Here is a 20,591-nt window from a genome sequence, read left to right as displayed (position 1 = left end):
GAAACGAAGAGGCAGGACTCAGGCCTTGGGAGCCTTGGCGCCGTACTTGGAGCGGCTCTGGCGGCGATCCTTCACACCGGAGGTGTCGAGGGTGCCGCGGATGATGTGGTAGCGGACCCCGGGCAGATCCTTGACCCGACCGCCGCGGATCAGCACGACGGAGTGCTCCTGCAGGTTGTGGCCGATGCCGGGGATGTAGGCGGTGACCTCAAAGCCGGAGGTGAGCCGCACGCGGGCCACCTTGCGAAGCGCCGAGTTGGGCTTCTTCGGCGTGGAGGTGTACACGCGGGTGCACACACCACGGCGCTCGGGGCAGGCCCGCAGCGCTGGGGATTTGGTCTTGCGGGTGAGGCGTTGCCGCTCGGAGCGGATCAGCTGCTGGATCGTGGGCATTGAGGGCCGGAGAGATGGGTCGGACGTCCGACCGTTTTCCACAATCCGCCACCTTACTTTGTCGTGGCACCCCGACGCCCTTGACGGCTGAAGGCGGCTCCGCACGGGCAGCACGCCACCCCCTCGCCCGGCCGGATCAGAAACCCGCCACCGCTGAGATCGCCGCGGTAATCAAGGCTCAGGCCGGCCAGCTGGCCGATCTGGTCGGCGGGTGCATGCAGGGTGAGGCCATCGGCACGGGCCACAGGGGTGCCGGCCAGATGCCCCGGACGCAGGCGGATCACCCACTGCTCGCAGGTGCCCTCCACCAGATCGAGGTGCATCAGCCCCGGCGTGCCGGCCACAGCGGCCTGGCGACCGAGTTCGGCGGCGGCTGCCGGCGTCAGCTGCACGGTGAGGCCTCGGGGCATTGGGAGAACTCAGCAAGGATGGCGTGGTGGCCTTCACTCTGGCAGCGCCCCGACCCTGCCGAGCTGTCCGGCCATGGGAGGCTTCCGCGCCGCATGCAGGTTCCAGACCGGAGCCCGCGGGTATGCGGTAAGCCCGCGTTCAGCAGCAGCCCACCGTTACGCAACAGCTCGCCGTTAGGCAGCGGTCTCAAGGGGAGCTGGCTGTGGAGCCCTCTGAGGCGTCGGCGGCGCGGGAGGGGTCACGAGGCACCAGGCCCAGGCCGTTGTGGATGCGGGCGGCCACCCCTCGGCCCTGCACCGACAGGGTGCCGGAGAGCATCAGGCCGGTGGAGCTGCCGCCATCGAGGTTGAGCGCATCGCGCAGGCCCAGCTGCTGCAGCAGCTGGGCCGTTTCCCGCAGGGTGGGCCCCGCATGCTCGACCCCCTGGAGGGTGAGGAGCCAGATCTGAGAGCCATCGCTGGCGATCACCGTGCGGGGCGCCCCCTGCTGCAGGAAAGCGGCGCTGAAGCCTTCGGCGCTGCCATTGAGCACGGTGCGCCCGTTCAGCAGCAGCAGCGGACCACCCCCGAGCACCGAGCGGCTCTGGCCGAGCGTATGGGTCGGCTGGCTGCTCAGGCTCAACCGGCTGCCCACGTCCCACGGCGGCACAACCCCGCCCCGCCCCACCAGCAGCACGTCCTCGGGGCCAAGCGCGATGCCCTGTTCCAGCTGGGCACTGTTGAACTGCTGCCGCACCACGCTGCCGTTGATCAGCAGGGCCGTTTCCCCACCGCTGATCGCCCGATAGCTTCGCCCCCATTCAGCGGTGTAGCGCGCCAGGCCTCGCTGCACATAGCCACTGTTGAGGGCCATCACCGGCAGGCGCTGGCCGCTGCCGTCACTCACCCATTCCGTGAGGCTCAGCCAGCCGAACTGCGGTACGGCGCCGTCCTGCCAGCCCACGGCCCCCCGGTTGAGGATCGGTCCTGAAAGCCAGCGCCCGTCGTCTTTGAGGGCTCCCAGGGGCAGACGCCGCACCCGGTTGAAGAACCCGCCGTTGATGGCCACCAGGGCCTGTTCCTGCCCTGCCAGCTGAGGAAGGGAGGTGAGGCCTTCCATCCCCTCGGCGCTGGTGAGCAGGCGCAGCTCCACAGGGCTGCGGCGGGGATCGAGCCGCACGCTGTTCACCAGCATGCGTCGGTTGCCTAGAGTGCGCACCTGCCGCTCCACGGTGATGCCCTTGTTGAGCAGGGCCTGCAGCTGGGCGGTGCTTGGCGCGGTGGCGCGCACCGGACCTGGAGCTGCACCGGTCAGATCAAGCACCACGCGGGCCGGCCCGCCCAGGGTGAGCACGGCCCCAGGTCCGCTGGCCGGCAAGGCGATCGTCAGGCCGTCGCTGCCGGGGCGCGCCTGCAGGCCGAGGGATTGCAGCTGGGCCAGCTGGGCCGGGGTGCTGCGCAGCGCCATCTGCAGTTCGCCAGCCTCGCGTCGCACGAACGCTGGGCCGCTGAGATCGAGCACCACACGCCGCACGCCCGAGCTGGCGATCGCCCCCGGCGAGGACACCCGGATCTGCTCCAGCGTGGCCGCCGGCAGTTCCAGCCGCAGGGTGCCCCGCTCCTGCCGCTGCCAGCTCACGCCGGCATCCAGCAGCAGGCGGCTCACATCCACGGCCACCTCGTCGTCGAGGCTGCGCTGAGCCCCGGCAGGCACCAGCAGCGTGCGGCCGAACCACTCGAGTTCCAGACCTCCCTGTGTGGACGAGCGGCTGGTGAAGCCCAGCTGGCCCTCCAGCACTTCCAGGGGCAGCCACAGCTCCAGATCCCCCCGGCTGGCGGAGCCCCGCTGCTCCCAGCGAGCCGTCTGCCGGCGGCCGTTGATCTCCAGGCGCTGGCCGGTCTCAGCGGTGGATGCTGTGCCGAACCGGTGCGGCAGGCGCTGAGGTTCGAGGGCCGGGGGCGGCGGAACGGGCGGCGGCCACCGGTTCTGCGCCCCAGCGCCCGGAGCGACGAGCAGCGGTGCGGCGCAAAGGCTGCCGCTGACGAACGCGCTGCCCAGCAGCAGCACACGCCTCAGGCCGCCGCTCACCTGGATAGCGCCAGACCCAGCAACGGCTTCCCGCCTGGCACGACGGCGGAACAGCGGCAATGGCCAAGGCCTCGGCATCAGGCCAGCTTCCGTTGGTGGTGAACGCTAACCCCGTGGGCCTGTCTCTAGAGTTCCCCTTCCTCAAGGAGCGGTCAATCCCGCAGTTCGGGTTTGCCGCCGGTCACCGCAGGTCTCTCCTGGGTTATGCCTCACTTCTCCCGTCCCGTCTGGCCCCATTGCGACAGTCCGGCGCCTGAGGCCGTGGCGGGCGAGCGCGATGCCTGCGGCGTTGGCTTTCTGGCCCAGCTCAGCGGCGAGGCGAGCCATGCTCTGCTCGCCCAGGCCCTGCATGGTCTCCACTGCATGGAGCACCGCGGTGGCTGCGGTGGAGACGGCGATTCCGGGGATGGCGCCGGCATCCTCTGTGGCATCCCCTGGCCCTACCTGGAAGCGGTCTGGCCCGCCGCCCGCAGCGAACAGGGTCGGCCCCGCGGTCTGGCGATGCTGTTCCTGCCCGCCGAGGCGGAGCGCCGAGCCGTGGCACGCGCCTTCTGTGAGCAGGCGGCCGCCGGCCTGGGCCTGCGCAGCATCGGCTGGCGTGAGGTGCCTGTAGCGCCTGAGGTGCTCGGCCCACTGGCCCGCCAGACCGCCCCCGCGATCGAGCAGTGGCTCGTGGAAGGCGAGGTGGCTGGCGATGCTCTTGAAGCCCTGCTCTTCCGCTGCCGCCGCCGCGTCGGGGATCTGGTGCGGGAAGCCTGGGGCCCCGGCCCCAGCGATCTCTACTTCGCCTCCTTCAGCAGCCGCACGGTCGTCTACAAGGGCATGGTGCGCTCCGAGGTGTTGCCGGCGTTCTACGCCGACCTGCGCGACCCCCGCTTCGCGGTGAGCTTCGCCGTATACCACCGCCGCTTCAGCACCAACACGTTGCCGCGCTGGCCCCTGGCGCAGCCGATGCGGCTGCTGGGTCACAACGGTGAGATCAACACCCTGCTGGGCAACATCAACTGGGCTCACGCTGCCCAGTCGCACCTCGATGCGATCTGGGGCGACGCCGCCAACGACCTCAAGCCGGTGGTCAACGCCGCCTTCAGCGATTCCGCCAACCTCGACGCCATGCTCGAGCTCATGGTGCGCAGCGGTCGGCCGATCACCGACAGCCTGCTCACGCTCGTGCCCGAGGCGTTCCGGCAGCAACCGGAGCTGGAATCACGGCCAGCGATCCAGGCCTTCTATGACTACTCAGCCTGTCTGCAGGAACCCTGGGATGGCCCGGCCCTGCTGGTGTTCAGCGATGGCCGCAGCGTGGGTGCCACGCTCGATCGCAACGGTCTGCGCCCCGCCCGCTACTGCATCACCAGCGACGGCCTGGTGGCGATGGGATCGGAAACCGGCGTCCTGGAGATCGACGAAAGCCGCATCATCGAAAAGGGCCGCCTCGGCCCCGGTCAGATGCTCGCCGTCGATCTCGAGCAGGGCCGCCTGTTGCGCAACTGGCAGGTGAAGGAGGAAGTGGCGGCCCGCCATCCCTACGGCGCCTGGCTGCTGGAGCACCGCCGCTCGCTCGACAGCCGGCCCTGGATCACCGAGACGAGCCTGGGGGCCCTCGACCTGCTGCAGCACCAGACCGCTTTCGGCTTCACCGCCGAAGACTTCGATCTGGTGATCGAGGACATGGCTGGCCAGGGCAAGGAGCCCACGTATTGCATGGGCGACGACATCCCCCTGGCGGTGCTGTCCTCCAAGCCCCACCTCCTTTACGACTACTTCAAGCAACGCTTCGCCCAGGTCACCAACCCGCCGATCGATCCCCTGCGCGAAGAGTTGGTGATGAGCCTGGAGATGCACCTCGGCCGCCGGGGCTCACCGCTGCGGCCCGAGCCCGGTTCTGCCTCGGTGCTGCATCTGCAGTCGCCGCTGCTCAATGAGGCCGAGCTCAAGGCACTGCCGGAGCAGGGCCTGGCCACCATCACCCTCTCCACCCTGTTGCCGGTGGAAGCGGGGCCGGCCGGCCTCGGCGACGCGCTGCAGAGGCTCTGCCAGGAGGCGGAGCAGGCCGTGCGCAACCAGGCCGAAATCCTGGTGCTCTCCGACCGCTGCGGATCCGGTCTTTCGCCCACAACCTCCTATATCCCGCCTCTGCTGGCCGTGGGTGCGGTGCACCACCACCTGCTGGGTCTGGGCCTGCGGCTGCATTGCTCTCTAGTGGTGGACACCGCTCAGTGCTGGAGCACCCATCACCTGGCCTGCCTGATCGGCTTCGGTGCCAGTGCAGTGTGCCCCTGGCTCACCTGGGAAACCACGCGCCACTGGCTGCAGCTGCCCAAGACCATCTCTCTGATCGAGCGGGGTCGGCTGCCCGCCATTGATGCCGCTGCGGCCCAGGCGAATGTGCGCCAGGCCCTGGAAGCCGGCCTTCGCAAGATCCTCTCCAAGATCGGCATCTCGATGCTGGCCAGCTATCACGGGGCTCAGATCTTTGAGGCGATCGGCATCGGCGCCGACCTGATCGAGCTGGCATTCCGAGGCACCACCAGCCGGGTGGCGGGCCTCACCCTGGCGGATCTCGCGAGCGAAACCCTCACCTTCCACGCCAAGGCCTTCCCCGAACTCCATCGCACCAAACTGGAGTTCATGGGCTTCGTTCAATACCGCACCGGCGGCGAATTCCATCTCAACAGCCCGGAGATGGCCAAGGCCCTCCATGCCGCCGTGGCAGCGGGCCCCGGCTACGACCACTTCTCCACCTACCGCACTCTGCTGGAGAACCGTCCGGTCACCTCCCTGCGCGACCTGCTTGAGCTCACCCCCGCCCCCCAGCCGCTGCCCCTTGATCAGGTGGAGAGCGCCGAAAGCATCTGCTCCCGTTTCTGCACCGGTGGCATGAGCCTCGGGGCCCTCTCGCGTGAGGCCCACGAAGTGCTGGCGGTGGCGATGAACCGCATCGGCGGCAAGAGCAACAGCGGTGAAGGGGGCGAGGATCCCGCCCGCTATCACCCGCTCCACGACGTCGACGCCGGCGGCCATTCCCCCACCCTCCCCACCATCGGTGGCCTGCGCAACGGCGACACAGCCTGCTCCGCCATCAAGCAGATCGCTTCCGGCCGCTTCGGCGTCACGCCGGAGTATCTGCGCAGCGGCACCCAGCTGGAGATCAAGGTGGCCCAGGGAGCCAAGCCCGGCGAGGGCGGCCAACTGCCCGGCCCCAAGGTGGATGCTTACATCGCCTGGCTGCGTAACAGCAAACCCGGCGTTGCCCTGATCTCACCGCCGCCGCACCACGACATCTATTCCATCGAGGATCTGGCCCAGCTGATCCACGACCTTCACCAGGTCCATCCGGCCGCGAAGGTGTCGGTGAAGCTCGTGTCTGAGATCGGCATCGGCACGATCGCCGCCGGTGTGGCCAAGGCCAATGCCGATGTGATCCAGATCTCCGGCCACGACGGAGGCACAGGTGCCTCGCCGCTCAGTTCGATCAAGCACGCCGGCAGCCCCTGGGAGCTGGGTCTGTCGGAAGTGCACCGCAGCCTGCTGGCCAACGGCCTGCGCGACCGGGTGCTGCTGCGTGCCGACGGCGGCCTCAAGACCGGTTGGGACGTGGTGATGGCCGCCCTGCTCGGTGCCGAGGAATTCGGCTTCGGCTCGGTGGCTATGATTGCCGAGGGCTGCATCATGGCCCGCGTCTGCCACACCAACAATTGCCCCGTGGGTGTGGCCAGCCAGAAGGAGGCGTTGCGCAAGCGCTTCACCGGCATCCCCGAACACGTGGTGAACTTCTTCGCCTACGTGGCCGAGGAAGTGCGCCAGTTGCTCAGCGTGCTGGGCGTGGCGCGGCTGGAGGACCTGATCGGCCGCAACGACCTGCTCCAGCGCCGGTCGGTGCAGCTGGTCAAGACCAGCTCGGTGGATCTCTCCTGCCTGCTGGATAAGGTTCCCCACGCCGGCGACCGTTCCTGGCTGCAGCATGAGGCGGCCGCCCACGGCAATGGCCCCATCCTCGAAGACAGCCTCTTGGAGGACGCTGAAGTGCTGGCGGCGATCGAAGGCCATGGCAAGATCCAGCGCCAGCTGCGAATCCTCACCACCGACCGCAGTGTGGGAGCGCGGGTTGCAGGCGAAATCGCCGCGCTTCACGGCAACAAGGGGTTCAACGGTCTGCTCGATCTCCGCTTTCAGGGCGGGGCCGGCCAAAGCTTTGGTGCCTTCCTGCTGCGCGGCATGCAGCTCACCCTGGTGGGCGAGGCCAACGATTACGTCGGCAAGGGCATCAACGGCGGGCGGCTCGTGGTGGTGCCCCCTGCCGGCGCGGCCGATCCCGGCGCCCAGGTGATCTTGGGCAACACCTGCCTCTATGGCGCCACCGGCGGCGAGTTGTTTGCGCTGGGCCGGGCGGGCGAGCGCTTCGCCGTGCGCAACAGCGGTGCGGTCGCTGTGGTCGAAGGCAGCGGCGATCACGCCTGCGAATACATGACCGGAGGCGTGGTGGTGATTCTCGGCAGCACCGGCCGCAACGTGGCCGCCGGGATGACCGGTGGTGTCGCGTTCCTGCTCGACGAGCACGACGGACTCGCCGCCCGGCTCAACCCGGAGATCGTCTCAATGGTTCCGCTGGACACCCCCGAGCAGGAGCAACTGCTCAAGCCACTGCTAGAGACCCATCTCGAGCTCACCGGCAGCCGCCGGGCTGCAGAGGTGCTTGCCAACTGGCCTCAGTGGCGTCCCCGCTTCAAGGTGCTTGTTCCCCCCAGTGAGCTGGCCACCGTCGGCCTGGCTGAGGGCCGCGTCACGGTGCCCGCCTAGGACCCCAACTAGCTCAGCGTTGCCACCAGGGGCTGTGCTGTGCCGCCAGCCCCCGTTTCCTTGCCGAGGTTGGCGTCGCCGCGTGGATGTTCCCGCATCAGGCGCCTTACCTCCCCGGCGTGGTAGCTGCTGCGGGTGAGCGGTGAGCTCACCACCTGCAGGAATCCCAGCTCCCCTTCCCCCTGCTGGCGGAAGGCTGCAAAGGTGGCAGGCTCCACGAAACGCTGAACGGCCAGGTGTTTCGGCCCTGGAGAGAGGTATTGGCCGATCGTCACGATGTCAACGTGGTTCTGGCGCAGGTCGGCGAGCACGTCGAGCACTTCGGCGTCGGTTTCGCCCAGACCCACCATCAGGCCCGATTTGGTGTAGGTGGCTGGCCATTGGTCGTGAACCCGCGCCAGGAGTTCCAGCGAGCGGCTGTACACCCCCTGAGGACGCACCTGCCGGTACAGACGCGGCACCGTTTCGATGTTGTGGTTCAACACCTCGGGCTTACCTGCCATGACGGCGGCCAGGGCCTCCCAGTTGCCGCAGAGGTCGGGGATCAACAGCTCGATGGTGGTGCCGGGGGAGCGCTCACGCACGGCGGCGATGCAGGCCACAAACTGGCTGGCGCCCCCGTCGTCGAGGTCGTCGCGGTTCACCGACGTGATCACCACATGCTGCAGACCCAGCCGCGCCACGGCCTCGCCCAGGCGTGCCGGTTCGGTGGGATCCAGTGCCCGCACGCTTCGGTCGAAATCGATGTCGCAGTAAGGGCAGGCGCGGGTGCAACCCGGCCCCATGATCAAGAACGTGGCCGTGCCACCGGCGAAGCACTCGCCGATGTTGGGGCAACTGGCTTCCTGGCAGACCGTGTTCAGCTTCAGGTCGACCAACAGGTCGGCAACCGCGCCGATGCGCTCCCGTTGCGGGGCTTTGACGCGCAGCCAGTCGGGTTTGAGCTGCGACACGGACCCACGCCTGAACAGCCCATGAATTTAGGGGCCCCGGAGCGGCGATCGCCTATCCTCTCCCCATCGGGATGTAGCGCAGCTTGGTAGCGCACTTCGTTCGGGACGAAGGGGCCGCAGGTTCGAATCCTGTCATCCCGACTTTCATCTTCAAGGCATCCGCTGATTTCGGTGCATCGTCACCGTCGTGGACCCGGAACACCGTGGCTCAGGCCAGATCAGCCCCGGGGTAACCGCGGGGGGTCACCATGCGACCGTCCTGAATCCGTGTGGTGCTGTTGCCGATCAGCACCAGCGTGAGCATGTCCACCTCCGCCACCGGCAGGTCCGCCAATCGGTGCAGGCTCACCTGCTCGTCCTGCCGCCCCAGCTGCCGGGCCAGGGCCACCGGCGTGTCGCCACCCCGCTGTTCGAGCAGAAGGGCGCAGGCCCGGGCCAGTTGCCAGTCGCGTCCGCGCGACCGCGGGTTGTAGAGGGCCACCACGAAATCCCCCGCAGCTGCCCCGCGCAGGCGGGTTTCGATCGTCTCCCATGGCGTGAGCCGATCGCTCAGGCTGATGGTGCAGAAATCGTGCATCAACGGGGCTCCGGCGCGGGCGGCCGCCAGCTGCAGCGCGGAAATGCCCGGGTGCACCGTGAAGCCGGGTCGGGCCTCGGCCGGCAGGGCCAGCCACAGCTCCAGCGCCAGCCCGGCCATGCCATAGATGCCACTGTCGCCCGATGACACCAGTGCCACCGTCAGGCCTTGCGCCGCCAGCTCCAGCGCCTGGCGGCACCGTTCCCGCTCCAGGGTGAGCTGGCCGTCGCAGCGCAGCTGATCAGGCCGACGCAGTGGTTCCAGCAGGTCGAGGTACAGGCCGTAGCCCACCCAGACCGTGCTCGCCGCCAGTGCGGCACGGGCATCGGGAGTGAGCAGCGCCAGCTCGCCAGGCCCGCTGCCGATCAGATGCAGCCGGCCCCGTTGCGGCGCCCACTGCTCGGCGGCGGCCGCGACCGCCACCGTGGCGGCCCCGCGTTCGTCGCTGCGGCAGCGTTCGATGCGTTTGGCCTGGCGCAGGCAGCCCCCGGGTCCGGCGGCCAGCAGCGCTGCCGCCTCCGCCACGCTGGCCGTGCCCATCTCCCGCGCCACGGCCGCCGAAGGGGTCGGCACCGGCACCACGGCGAGCTCGGCGGCACTGAACAGCCGCAGCGGCCACTGGCGCTCAGCGGCCAGCGCCAGCAGTGCCGGCTCATCCCCTTTGCGGTCGGCGCTGCAGAGGCCGGCGACGGCCTCCGGCGCCAACCCAGCCTCCTGCAGCGCAGCCAGCACCGCCCGCTCCAGCAGAGTGAAGCTCGTGCCGCGCTCGCAGCCCACCCCCAGCCAGAGGCTGGGAGGGTGCCAGCGACAGCCCGTGCCCAGTTGATCGCTGATCACCAGCACAGGAGCTGCCGGGTCGGGCACGCCGCTTAGCGGCTGGGTCGCTTCAAGCTCGCGCCAGAGGGGTGAGCCGCTGGTCTGCTGCACCAGTGGCTGCTCCCCCCTGGCCGCTGCCTGCATCAGGCTGTCCCAGTCACCGCTGCCGCGCCGCCATCCCCACGCGGTGCCGAAGCAATCGAGAGCAAGGCGGCCGCTGCCGCTGCTGGCGCCTGTCAGCACGGCCTGGCCGCCCAGCAGGGCCGCCACCTGCTGGCTCAGACGCTCTGCCCCGGCGCCATGGCCGCCCAGCAGCGGGATGGCGAAGCGTCCGGCCGGGTCCACCACCACCACCGCCGGATCCTGGCGTTTGCCCTGCAGCAGTGGTGCGATCAGCCGGGTGATGGCGCCGCAGGCACCCACGGCCACGAAGGAGCGGCTGTTGCCCCACTGCCGCGTCAGATAGGTGCCGCCGGCTTCCTCGGGGCTGGCGATGTCCTGCACAAGTCCGGCCTGGTGCAGCCGCTGAAGCAGGGGCAGGCCGGCAGGACTGAGGCTGAGTCCCCGGCAGGGCAAGGGCAGGGCGTCAGGCGTGGGGTCGTTCATGCGCCGAACCTGGCACGCACGATCGCCGGCGATTCGCCCGCATCGGCGGACGGGCCGGCTGTCGGTCCGTCGTCGGCATTGCTTTCGCTAGGTGCACCAGGGATGGAGACAATCCCATCGCTAAGAGCTGGCGGGTCTTCCGGCTCGTGTTCTGGTTCGATTTCGGGCCGAGGTTCGTTACCCGTTTTGAGCTGAGTTTCGATTTCGGCTTTGGCCTGACGTTCAGGTTGGCTCTCGAGCTCAGGCTCAGGTGGGGGGGCGTCCTTCTCGGCGATGGATGCTTCCCCCACCTGTTCCCCGTCTGCCAGGCCGGCAGCGGAGAGCGCAGCAGTGGCAGAAGGAGCGGCGAGGGTGGCAGGTTCCAGCTCCTCCGCCTCTGCTTCCTCCTCCGCATTTCTGGCGCTGGCGCCCGAGCTGTCGCTCGGATCCTGCGGCCCAGGAGCAGACGATTGCCCAGAAGCAGATGACTGCCCCAGTGGAAATGGCTTCCCTGGTGGCGCCGGCGGATTGGGCGGCGCAGGCTCTGCTGGGGAGGTTCCGACCGCTCCGCCCAGCAGGGCCCGCTTCAGCTCAGCGTCATTGAGGGGAGTGGAGGGCCAGCGCGATGGAGCCCCAGCCGTAAGTGTCACCGCCGTCACCAGGGAGTTGAAGGGTGCATTGAGCGGGTCGCCCCTCCCATCAAGCAGTTCCAGCTGGATGGCGTTTTCCCCGCTGGTCAGTCCCTTCAGCCAGATCGGGGTCTGACGGTCCACCAGGAAGCTGTCGCCGTTGAGGGTGATCCGCAACCGCCAGCTGTCGTCGCCGTCGCGCAGGTGTTGCAGGGGGGCATCGAACAGCAGCCAGTCGATCAGCACCGGTTCTGCCTGGATCAGGTCGAAAGGAATGGCCGGAATCAGCTGGGGGCTGGCGGGTTGTGGCACCCCCAGGGTGTTGGTGGCGGCGCGGTGCAACCGGATCTGGGTGCTGGCGCCGGGCGCTTTCACCGCTTCACCCCAGGGGTAGGCGGCGTAGACGCTGATCCGATGGCTCCCCGGGGTGAGCGGCTCCATCGGCACCTTCACTGTGCGCGGATCGGCGGAGTCCTCATCGCTGCGGCTGGCAGGCATCGCACCGACCCGGATCGGTGTCTCCTGGTCGCGCTGCACCACCAGATGGGTGCCGGGAGCGCCTGGGTTGGTCCCCGCCAGCGGCCAGTCAGACACACGCAGCTCCAGGGTCCAGGGGTCGGCGGGAAGAACGGTGTCCGGCGCTGGCGCAACGATCGTCAGCTGCGGGCGATGGGCGCTGAGCACCTCCTTGAGTTGCTCAGTCGGGCGGGGCGGCGCGACTTCGCGCACGGTGCCGCTGGCAAGCGGAGCCGGTGCAGCGGTAGGCGGAGGTGAGCCGGCGTTTCTCCAGCCCCAGCCTCCGCTGAGCAACACGCTGAGGCACAGCAGGCCGGCGCTGATGGTCCGCCCCAAGGCGCGTGAACCCCGCAAGTGCGGCAGCTTCCGGGCAGGCAGGCTCGCCATGACCATCTCCTTGCTCCTGCCCTGACGACGGCCTGGGCATTCTGCTGGCCCATTGGTGAGCGCAGAATCGATGCCGCACTGAGGACTTGAATCAACGCTCCAACATCCGGAATTGCCGGATAACAAATGGGGGCTTATCCCCGGCATTTCAATGACAAGAATCGGGCGGGAGAGCCCAGTCCCAGACAGGAGAGCCAGGGGATTGAACCTTTGTTACTTCCTCGGCAAACGGCCAGAAGCTCGCCCCTATACTCTCGCCAGCGGTCCCCTCATCGGGGCCCTTGCCCCAGTCGTGGCAACGGGTTTTGGCTTTCGCCACGCCCCTGCCCTCTGGAGTCAACGGCATGGCGGATTCCGATCCGCGGTGCTGTTCGGCCCGCCGGCCAGGTGCCTGCACCCGGCCGGAGCGGTGGACCTCCACCTCCACCTCGACCCCGTCCCTCGAGGAACGTCTCGATGACCATCAGCCCACCAGAGCGTGGGAAAACGGCGAAGGCCATGGTTGACCGGAACCCCGTTCCCGTCGACTTCGATGTTCTCGGTAAGCCCGGGCACTTCGATCGCACCCTCGCCAAAGGTCCCAAAACCACCACCTGGGTTTGGAACCTCCACGCCAACGCTCACGATTTCGACAGCCACACGAGCGACCTTGAAGAGGTCTCCCGGAAGATCTTCAGCGCTCACTTCGGCCATCTGGCCGTCATCTTCATCTGGCTGAGCGGCGCCTTCTATCACGGTGCCCGCTTCTCCAACTACACCGGCTGGCTGGCCGACCCCCTGCACGTCAAACCGAGTGCTCAGGTGGTCTGGCCCATTTTCGGCCAGGAAATTCTCAACGCCGATGTGGGCGCCGGCTTCCACGGCATCCAGATCACCTCAGGTCTTTTCCACGTGTGGAGAGCCTGGGGTTTCACCAGTGAGTTCCAGTTGCTCTGCACGGCAATCGGCGCCCTGGTGATGGCCGGTCTGATGCTCAACGCCGGTGTCTTCCACTACCACAAGGCAGCCCCCAAGCTGGAGTGGTTCCAGAACGTTGAGTCGATGCTCAACCACCATCTGGCCGGTCTGCTCGGGCTGGGGTCCCTGTCCTGGACGGGTCACCTCCTGCACGTGTCCCTGCCGACCACGGCCCTGATGGATGCCATGGATGCCGGCAAGCCGCTGGTGCTCAATGGCAAGACCATCGCCTCGGTGGCGGACATTCCCCTCCCCCACGAATTCCTCAACCAGGACCTGATCGCTCAGCTGTTCCCCGGTTTCGGAGCGGGCCTTTCCGCCTTCTTCACGGGCAACTGGGCCGCCTACAGCGATTTCCTCACCTTCAAAGGTGGGTTGAATCCCGTTACGGGCAGCCTCTGGATGACCGACATCGCGCATCACCACCTGGCGATCGCTGTCCTGTTCATCGTTGCCGGCCACCAGTACCGCACCAACTGGGGCATCGGCCACAGCATCAAGGAGATCCTTGAGGGTCAGAAGGGCGATCCCCTGCTGTTCCCCGCACCCAAGGGTCACGACGGCCTGTTCGAGTTCATGACCACCTCCTGGCATGCCCAGCTGGCAGTCAACCTCGCGCTGTTCGGTTCGCTCACGATCATCGTGGCGCACCACATGTATTCGATGCCCCCCTATCCCTACATCGGCATCGACTACGCCACCCAGCTCTCGCTGTTCACGCATCACATGTGGATCGGCGGATTCCTGGTGGTGGGTGCTGGCGCTCACGCTGCCATTGCCCTGATCCGCGACTACGACCCTGCCCAGCACATCGATAACGTGCTTGACCGGGTTCTGAAAGCTCGTGATGCCCTGATCAGCCACCTCAACTGGGTGTGCATCTGGCTTGGCTTCCACAGCTTCGGCCTCTATATCCACAACGACACCATGCGTGCCCTGGGCCGTCCCCAGGACATGTTCAGTGACACCGCCATTCAGCTGAAGCCCATCTTCGCTCAATGGATTCAGGGCCTGCACGCCGCTGCAGCCGGCACCACTGCGCCCAACGCGCTGGCCGGTGTGAGCGAAGTGTTCAATGGCGCTGTTGTTGCTGTGGGTGGCAAGGTGGCTGCCGGCCCGATCCCCCTGGGAACGGCCGACTTCATGGTCCACCACATCCACGCCTTCACGATCCACGTCACCGTGCTGATCCTGCTGAAGGGTGTGCTTTACAGCCGCAGCTCCAGGCTCATCCCCGATAAGGCGAACCTGGGCTTCCGCTTCCCCTGCGACGGCCCCGGCCGTGGCGGTACCTGCCAGGTTTCGGCTTGGGACCATGTGTTCCTCGGCCTCTTCTGGATGTACAACTCCATCTCGATCGTGATCTTCCACTTCAGCTGGAAGATGCAGAGCGATGTGTGGGGCACGGTGAATGCGGACGGCAGCGTTCAGCACATCACCAATGGCAACTTCGCTCAGAGCGCCATCACCATCAATGGCTGGTTGCGCGATTTCCTCTGGGCGCAGGCCGCTCAGGTCATCAACAGCTACGGCACCTCTTCCAGTGCTTATGGCCTGATGTTCCTGGGTGCTCACTTCGTCTGGGCTTTCAGCCTGATGTTCCTGTTCAGCGGCCGCGGCTACTGGCAAGAGCTGATTGAGTCCATCGTCTGGGCTCACAACAAGCTGAAAGTGGCTCCGGCCATCCAGCCACGTGCTCTGAGCATCACTCAGGGTCGTGCCGTGGGCGTTGCTCACTACCTTCTGGGCGGTATCGCTACCACCTGGGCCTTCTTCCTGTCCCGACTCATCGCGGTCGGCTGACCTCACACCTGACCTTTCCCAATGGCAACGAAATTTCCTTCGTTCAGCCAGGGTCTGGCACAGGACCCGACGACCCGCCGTATCTGGTACGGCATCGCCACGGCTCACGACTTCGAGAGCCATGACGGGATGACCGAGGAGAAGCTTTACCAGAAGCTCTTCTCCACCCACTTCGGTCATCTGGCCATCATTGGCCTCTGGGTTTCCGGCAACCTGTTCCATATCGCCTGGCAGGGCAACTTCGAGCAGTGGGTCGCCGATCCGCTGCATGTCCGTCCCATCGCTCACGCGATCTGGGATCCTCACTTCGGCCAAGGGGCCATCACCGCCTTCACTCAGGCGGGTGCCACCTCTCCGGTGAACATCGCTTATTCCGGCCTGTACCACTGGTGGTACACGATCGGAATGAAGACCAACGCCGAGCTTTATCAGGGTTCCATCTTCATGATGATCCTGTCGGCCTGGGCTCTGTTCGCTGGCTGGCTTCACCTTCAGCCCAAGTTCCGGCCTTCCCTGGCCTGGTTCAAGAACGCTGAATCCCGTCTGAACCACCACCTGGCTGTTCTGTTCGGTTTCAGCTCCATCGCCTGGACCGGTCACCTGGTCCACGTGGCGATTCCCGAAGCCCGCGGTCAGCACGTCGGCTGGGACAACTTCCTCAACGTGCTGCCCCACCCCGCCGGTCTGGCTCCGTTCTTCACCGGCAACTGGGGTGTGTATGCCGAGAACCCCGACACCGTCAACCAGGTGTTCGGTACTGCTGAGGGATCCGGCACCGCGATCCTCACCTTCCTTGGCGGCTTCCACCCCCAGACTGAGGCGCTCTGGCTCACGGATATTGCCCATCACCATCTGGCGATCGGCTGCATCTTCGTGATCGCCGGTCACATGTACCGGACCAACTTCGGAATCGGTCACTCGATCCGCGAGATCCTTGATGCTCACAACCCCCCCAAGGGCACCCCTGGTGACCTCGGCGCTGGGCACAAGGGCCTCTACGACACCGTCAACAACTCGCTCCACTTCCAGCTCGGCCTGGCCCTGGCTTCGCTGGGTGTGGTCACGAGCCTGGTGGCGCAGCACATGTATGCCATGCCGTCCTATGCGTTCATCGCCAAGGACTACACGACGCAGGCTGCTCTCTATACCCACCACCAGTACATCGCCATCTTCCTGATGGTCGGTGCCTTCGCTCACGGTGCGATCTTCTTCATTCGTGATTACGACCCCGAAGCCAACAAGAACAATGTTCTGGCTCGGATGCTTGATCACAAGGAAGCTCTGATCAGCCACCTCAGCTGGGTCTCCCTGTTCCTTGGTTTCCACACCCTCGGCCTCTACGTCCACAACGACGTGGTCGTGGCGTTCGGAACCCCCGAGAAGCAGATCCTGGTGGAGCCCGTGTTTGCCCAGTTCGTGCAGGCTGCCTCCGGCAAAGCCATGTACGGAATGGATGTGCTGCTCTCGAACCCCAGCAGTGCCGCCAGCCTGGCTTCGGCCAACATCCCTGGTGATCACTTCTGGCTCGATGCCATCAACGGCAACACCGATGTGTTTCTGCCCATCGGCCCTGGCGACTTCCTTGTGCACCATGCCATCGCGCTTGGCCTGCACACCACCACCTTGATCCTGGTCAAAGGTGCTCTGGACGCCCGTGGTTCCAAGCTGATGCCCGATAAAAAGGACTTCGGCTACTCCTTCCCCTGCGACGGCCCCGGCCGTGGCGGCACCTGTGACATCTCTGCTTGGGACGCCTTCTACCTGTCGGTGTTCTGGGCTCTGAACACGGTGGGTTGGGTCACCTTCTACTGGCACTGGAAGCACCTGGCGATCTGGCAGGGCAACGTGGCTCAGTTCAACGAATCCAGCACCTATCTGATGGGCTGGTTCCGCGACTACCTCTGGCTCAACAGCTCCCAGCTGATCAACGGGTACAACCCGTTCGGGTCGAACAACCTGGCCGTCTGGTCCTGGATGTTCCTCTTCGGTCACCTGGTGTGGGCCACTGGCTTCATGTTCCTGATCTCCTGGCGCGGTTACTGGCAGGAGCTGATCGAAACCATCGTCTGGGCACACCAGCGCACCCCGCTCGCCAACCTGGTGGGCTGGCGTGACAAGCCCGTCGCTCTCTCGATCGTTCAGGCCCGTGTGGTCGGTCTGGCGCACTTCTCCGTTGGCTACGTGCTCACATACGCAGCCTTCTTGATCGCATCCACCTCCGGCAAATTCGGCTGACCCTGCGGCCAGCCTGATCTTCGAGGGACGATCCTCCTTCACCCCCGGGTATACCCGGGGGTTTTTTCATGTGCTGAAGCAGGTGCTGACACAACGATGACATCGCAATCCCGTAACCCTCGCGACACGCTGAAGTCTTGGGGGTTTGGCACCAAATCCTGCCGTGCGGAAGTGGGGCCAAGGGATGGAAGGGGTGGCCCGGCTTCACTGTCTCACTGGTGAAACCTGCTTCGCGAGGTTATGCCTTCAGTGCCGACCTTCGAGCATCTTCACTTCGACGTACACCACCGGCACGACAAACAACGTGAGAACAGTTGCTACCAGCTGGCCGTAGAAGAGAACTGTGCTGATGCTGGTCATGCTGGCCCTTCCTGCAGCCCCGCTGCCCCCTGCCAGCAAGAGCGGCAGGATGCTGGCCAGTGATGCCAGAGCAGTGAGCAGGATCGGCCGCAGGCGGCTTAGGGCGGCTTCCTCCACCGACTCCTGCAGTCCACTTCCTTCCGCCATCCTTTGGTTGGCGAACTCGACAATCAGAATGCCGTTCTTGGCGGCAAGGCTCACCAATACCAACATCCCCATTTGGGCGTAGATATCAAGAAAGTTGCCCCTGCTTGCCAGACCCACCACCGCCCCGACCAAGGCAAGGGGAACAGTGATCAGAATGATCAGAGGATCGATGAAGTTCTCGTAGAGGGCGGCCAACACCAACGCCATGACGGCCACACCGAATGCAAACACCAGCCAGGCCCTTCCGCCTGACTGGCGTTCCTCGCGGGCCAGTCCCACCCATTCGAGGTCAGTGGTCAGGTTGGGTCGCGCCTGATGCACCTGCTCCAGCATGGCGATGGCTTGGCCGGTGCTGACTCCTGCCCTGGGCACAGCCTGAACGGTGATCGCTCGTCTCAGGCGGCTGTGGTTGATCGCCACCGGACCACTTGCTTGCTCCATCTGCACGATTTCCCGCAGCGGTATCAGTGCCCCGGCGGCACTGCGGATTTTCAGGGCCAACACGTCCTCAGCCGTGCTTCGGTCTGCGCCATCCAGTTGCACGACCACACGGCGCACCCGGTCGCCCTCGAAGCTGTCGTTGACGTAGCTGCTGCCGAAGCTGGCTCCCAGGGTGGACACCACCGTTTCCAGATCAACCCCGAGCGATGCCATTCGCAGTCGATCCGGCCGCAGTCGCAGCAGGGGGGAATCGGCGCTGAAGCGGGTGCTTACCCGCTCAAAGGCGTCGGTGGTGTTGGCAGCGGCGATGAAATCGCGTACCTCGCGCTCGAAATCTGCCAGGCTCATACGGCCGCCGCTGATGTCAAGGAGCTCCAGCTCCAGGCCTCCTTCGCCGCTGAAGCCCCGCACGGAAGGGGGAACGCTGACTTGCACAGATGCTTCCGGTAGGCGTTCTCTCAGAATCCTTCCGAGCCGCCGAGCGACGGCTTCATTGCTCATCTCCCTGCCTGATCCTCTCTCTGCCTGGGGCTTGAGCCGCAGGAAGAAGGTGCCCCGGTTCGCGGCACTGTCGCCGAAGGAGCGGCCTGCATTGAACGTGCCCACGCGGACGGCAGGCTCTTGTTGCACGACGATTTGCCTCACTTTTTCCAGCACCGTCTCGGTGCTTTCCAGGGAGGAGCCGCCGGGCAACACCACCACGCCCCGCACCTGACCGTCGTCCTCTTGGGGAATGAAGGCGGTGGGCAACTGACCCAGGCCCCACACTGCCAGGACCAGGCCTGCCGCCAGCCCGACCAGGATCAGCCGGCGCAAGCGGAAGCAATGCTGCAGTGCTTCGCCATAGTGACGCCGCAGCCTGTCGAGCCAACGCTGGGGACGAGCAAGGATCTTCAGCAGCCAGTGGGGTTCCTTCCAGCCGTGAACGAGGAGCCAGCTCGCTGCTACAGGCGTGAACGTGAGCGCGTTGACCGTGGAGATGAGAATCGTGGCGCTGATCGTGATGGCGATGGGCTGGTAGAGCCTGCCAACACTGCCGGGCAGCGCCAACACCGGCAGAAACACCACAACGAGCACCAGCGACGTGGCGATCACCGCCCCGGCCAGTTCGTTCATGGCGTTCCGCGCAGCCTGCAGCGGCGTTTCCCCCAGCTCCAGCCGGCGACCGATGTCCTCGCTCACCACGATGGCGTCGTCCACAAGGATCCCTGTGGCCAGCACCATGCCGAACAGCGTGAGGGTATTGATCGAGCTGCCGGCAAGCCTCAGGATCGTGAGGCTTCCGACCAAGGACACCGGTACTGCCACGGCGGTGACGATGGCCAGCCGCGTGTTGCCGAGCGAGAGCAGCAGGACGATAAGGACGAGCAGCACCGCCTCCCGCAGACTCGCCCAGGTGAGATCGATGCTTTCTCGAACGCTGTCGGCCACATCCACGATCTGCTGCAAGGCGATGCCAGGCGGAAAGCTGGGCGCCAGTTCCGCCAGTGCCGCATTCACGGCTTTGCTCACTTGCAGTGCATTGCTGCCGTCCCTCTGGAAGATCTGAACCACCACCGTGGTGTTTCCTTCCAGATTCCGGGCGGAGTTGTCGAAACTCTCGGGCTCAAGGCTGGCGCGTCCTACGTCGCTCAGCAGCACCACCCCGCCGTTGGCCGACCGGCTGACCACCAGCGACTCCAGTTCCTGCACGCTGCGCAGGCGGCCCTCCATCTCCAGGGGCAGGGTCGTCAGCTGTCCGGCTGGACTGGGGGCGTCGCCCACCTGGCCGAGGGCTGCCAGAACGTTCTGGCCGACCACTGCCCGTTCAACATCGCTGATCGTCAGCTGGCGCTGCTCCAGTGCCGCAGGATCGAGCCAGAGGCGGAAGGCGAGCTGCCCTCCACCGGAGATGGTGACATTGCCGACACCCGGCACTCGCTGCAGCTGGTCCTTGAGCTGTTGGTCGATCCAGCCGCTGAGGAAGGATGGTGCATAAAGGCCTCGCTGTGCGCTGAAACTCAGCACCATCAGCAGATCGTCAGAGCTGCGCCGTACCTGAACCCCCAGACGGGCCACCTGGGGCGGCAGCTGCCTGTTCACCAGGGCCGCTTCGTTCTGCGCATTGATCTGGTTGAGCTCCGCGTTACCGCCATCGAAGGTGAGGGTGATTGCGCTGCCATTCGCAGAGCTGGTGGAGCGGATGCTCTCCAGTCGCTCCAGGCCATTGAGCTGCTGCTCCAGAGGTGTGGTGACACCCTGTTCAACCACCGTTGCTCCACCGCCGGGATAACTGGCCCGGACGATCACGCGGATTGGCGCGATCGGCGGCAGGTTCTCCACTTGCAGTGCCGGCAGGCTGATCAGCCCGGCCAGCAGGATCAGCAGGGTCACCACCAGGGTGAGCACCGGCCGGCGCAGAAACGGATCAGACACCGACATGGATCCGATCCCGCAACTCAAGCCTGTCGTTCACCAATCCTTACAGAAACTGCCCCCGCTCCTGAGCCGTTTTGGCACCGCGCCGGCTGCTGG

General features: G+C 66.2%; 9 protein-coding genes, 1 tRNA gene and 1 pseudogene. 4 read left to right on the top strand and 7 right to left on the bottom strand.

All coding sequences use genetic code 11. The annotated features are described in order from the left end of the window. Window positions 1-18 precede the first annotated feature (18 nt). From rpsL to ACXMDP_RS15475, 3 genes are all read right to left on the bottom strand, one after another. Window positions 19-393, bottom strand: coding sequence for a 30S ribosomal protein S12 (gene rpsL, locus ACXMDP_RS15485; protein ID WP_094514358.1), 375 nt, complete (start codon window positions 391-393; stop codon window positions 19-21). A 53-nt stretch (window positions 394-446) separates the two neighbouring features. Further along, window positions 447-803 carry an AIR synthase gene (locus ACXMDP_RS15480; RefSeq protein WP_094514356.1) on the bottom strand — a complete coding sequence of 119 codons (357 nt, stop codon included), beginning with the start codon at window positions 801-803 and terminating at the stop codon, window positions 447-449. Window positions 804-990: 187 nt separating this feature from the next. Further along, a complete protein-coding gene (locus ACXMDP_RS15475; RefSeq protein ID WP_457766978.1) occupies window positions 991-2,871 on the bottom strand; it encodes a phosphodiester glycosidase family protein in 1,881 nt (626 codons plus the stop codon). Between the two features lie 204 nt (window positions 2,872-3,075). Between ACXMDP_RS15475 and gltB the strand changes: the two genes are divergently transcribed. Beyond that, window positions 3,076-7,671, top strand: a complete 4,596-nt coding sequence (gene gltB / locus ACXMDP_RS15470) for a glutamate synthase large subunit (RefSeq protein WP_259730023.1) — start codon at window positions 3,076-3,078, stop codon at window positions 7,669-7,671. 80 nt (window positions 7,672-7,751) lie between these two features. Here the strand turns inward: gltB and lipA are convergent. Beyond that, window positions 7,752-8,624 (bottom strand): annotated as a pseudogene (gene lipA, locus ACXMDP_RS15465) (lipoyl synthase); the annotation flags it as partial. 67 nt (window positions 8,625-8,691) lie between these two features. On the opposite strand from lipA, the gene ACXMDP_RS15460 reads away from it, so the two are divergent. Continuing rightward, a tRNA-Pro gene (locus tag ACXMDP_RS15460) sits at window positions 8,692-8,765 on the top strand. A 67-nt stretch (window positions 8,766-8,832) separates the two neighbouring features. Here the strand turns inward: ACXMDP_RS15460 and cobJ are convergent. Beyond that, window positions 8,833-10,623, bottom strand: coding sequence for a precorrin-3B C(17)-methyltransferase (gene cobJ, locus ACXMDP_RS15455; protein ID WP_259730024.1), 1,791 nt, complete (start codon window positions 10,621-10,623; stop codon window positions 8,833-8,835). Further along, a complete protein-coding gene (locus ACXMDP_RS15450) occupies window positions 10,620-12,083 on the bottom strand; it encodes a hypothetical protein (protein WP_259730025.1) in 1,464 nt (487 codons plus the stop codon). Before ACXMDP_RS15450 ends, cobJ begins: the two co-directional genes overlap by 4 nt. 507 nt (window positions 12,084-12,590) lie before the next feature. Between ACXMDP_RS15450 and psaA the strand changes: the two genes are divergently transcribed. Both psaA and psaB read left to right on the top strand, forming a co-directional pair. Next, a complete protein-coding gene (gene psaA, locus ACXMDP_RS15445; protein ID WP_094514341.1) occupies window positions 12,591-14,894 on the top strand; it encodes a photosystem I core protein PsaA in 2,304 nt (767 codons plus the stop codon). A gap of 21 nt (window positions 14,895-14,915) precedes the next feature. Then, window positions 14,916-17,129, top strand: coding sequence for a photosystem I core protein PsaB (psaB, locus tag ACXMDP_RS15440; RefSeq protein WP_094514338.1), 2,214 nt, complete (start codon window positions 14,916-14,918; stop codon window positions 17,127-17,129). 246 nt (window positions 17,130-17,375) lie between these two features. On the opposite strand, the gene ACXMDP_RS15435 is transcribed toward psaB, so the two are convergent. Further along, the gene (locus ACXMDP_RS15435; RefSeq protein ID WP_259730026.1) at window positions 17,376-20,498 is read right to left on the bottom strand and encodes an efflux RND transporter permease subunit; all 3,123 of its coding nucleotides are present in this window, start codon (window positions 20,496-20,498) and stop codon (window positions 17,376-17,378) included. Window positions 20,499-20,591: the final 93 nt, after the last annotated feature.

It is taken from the genome of Cyanobium sp. ULC065 (assembly GCF_977927515.1).
Note: the sequence above shows the minus strand (reverse complement) of the source record. Positions and strands in the feature narration are given on the sequence as shown.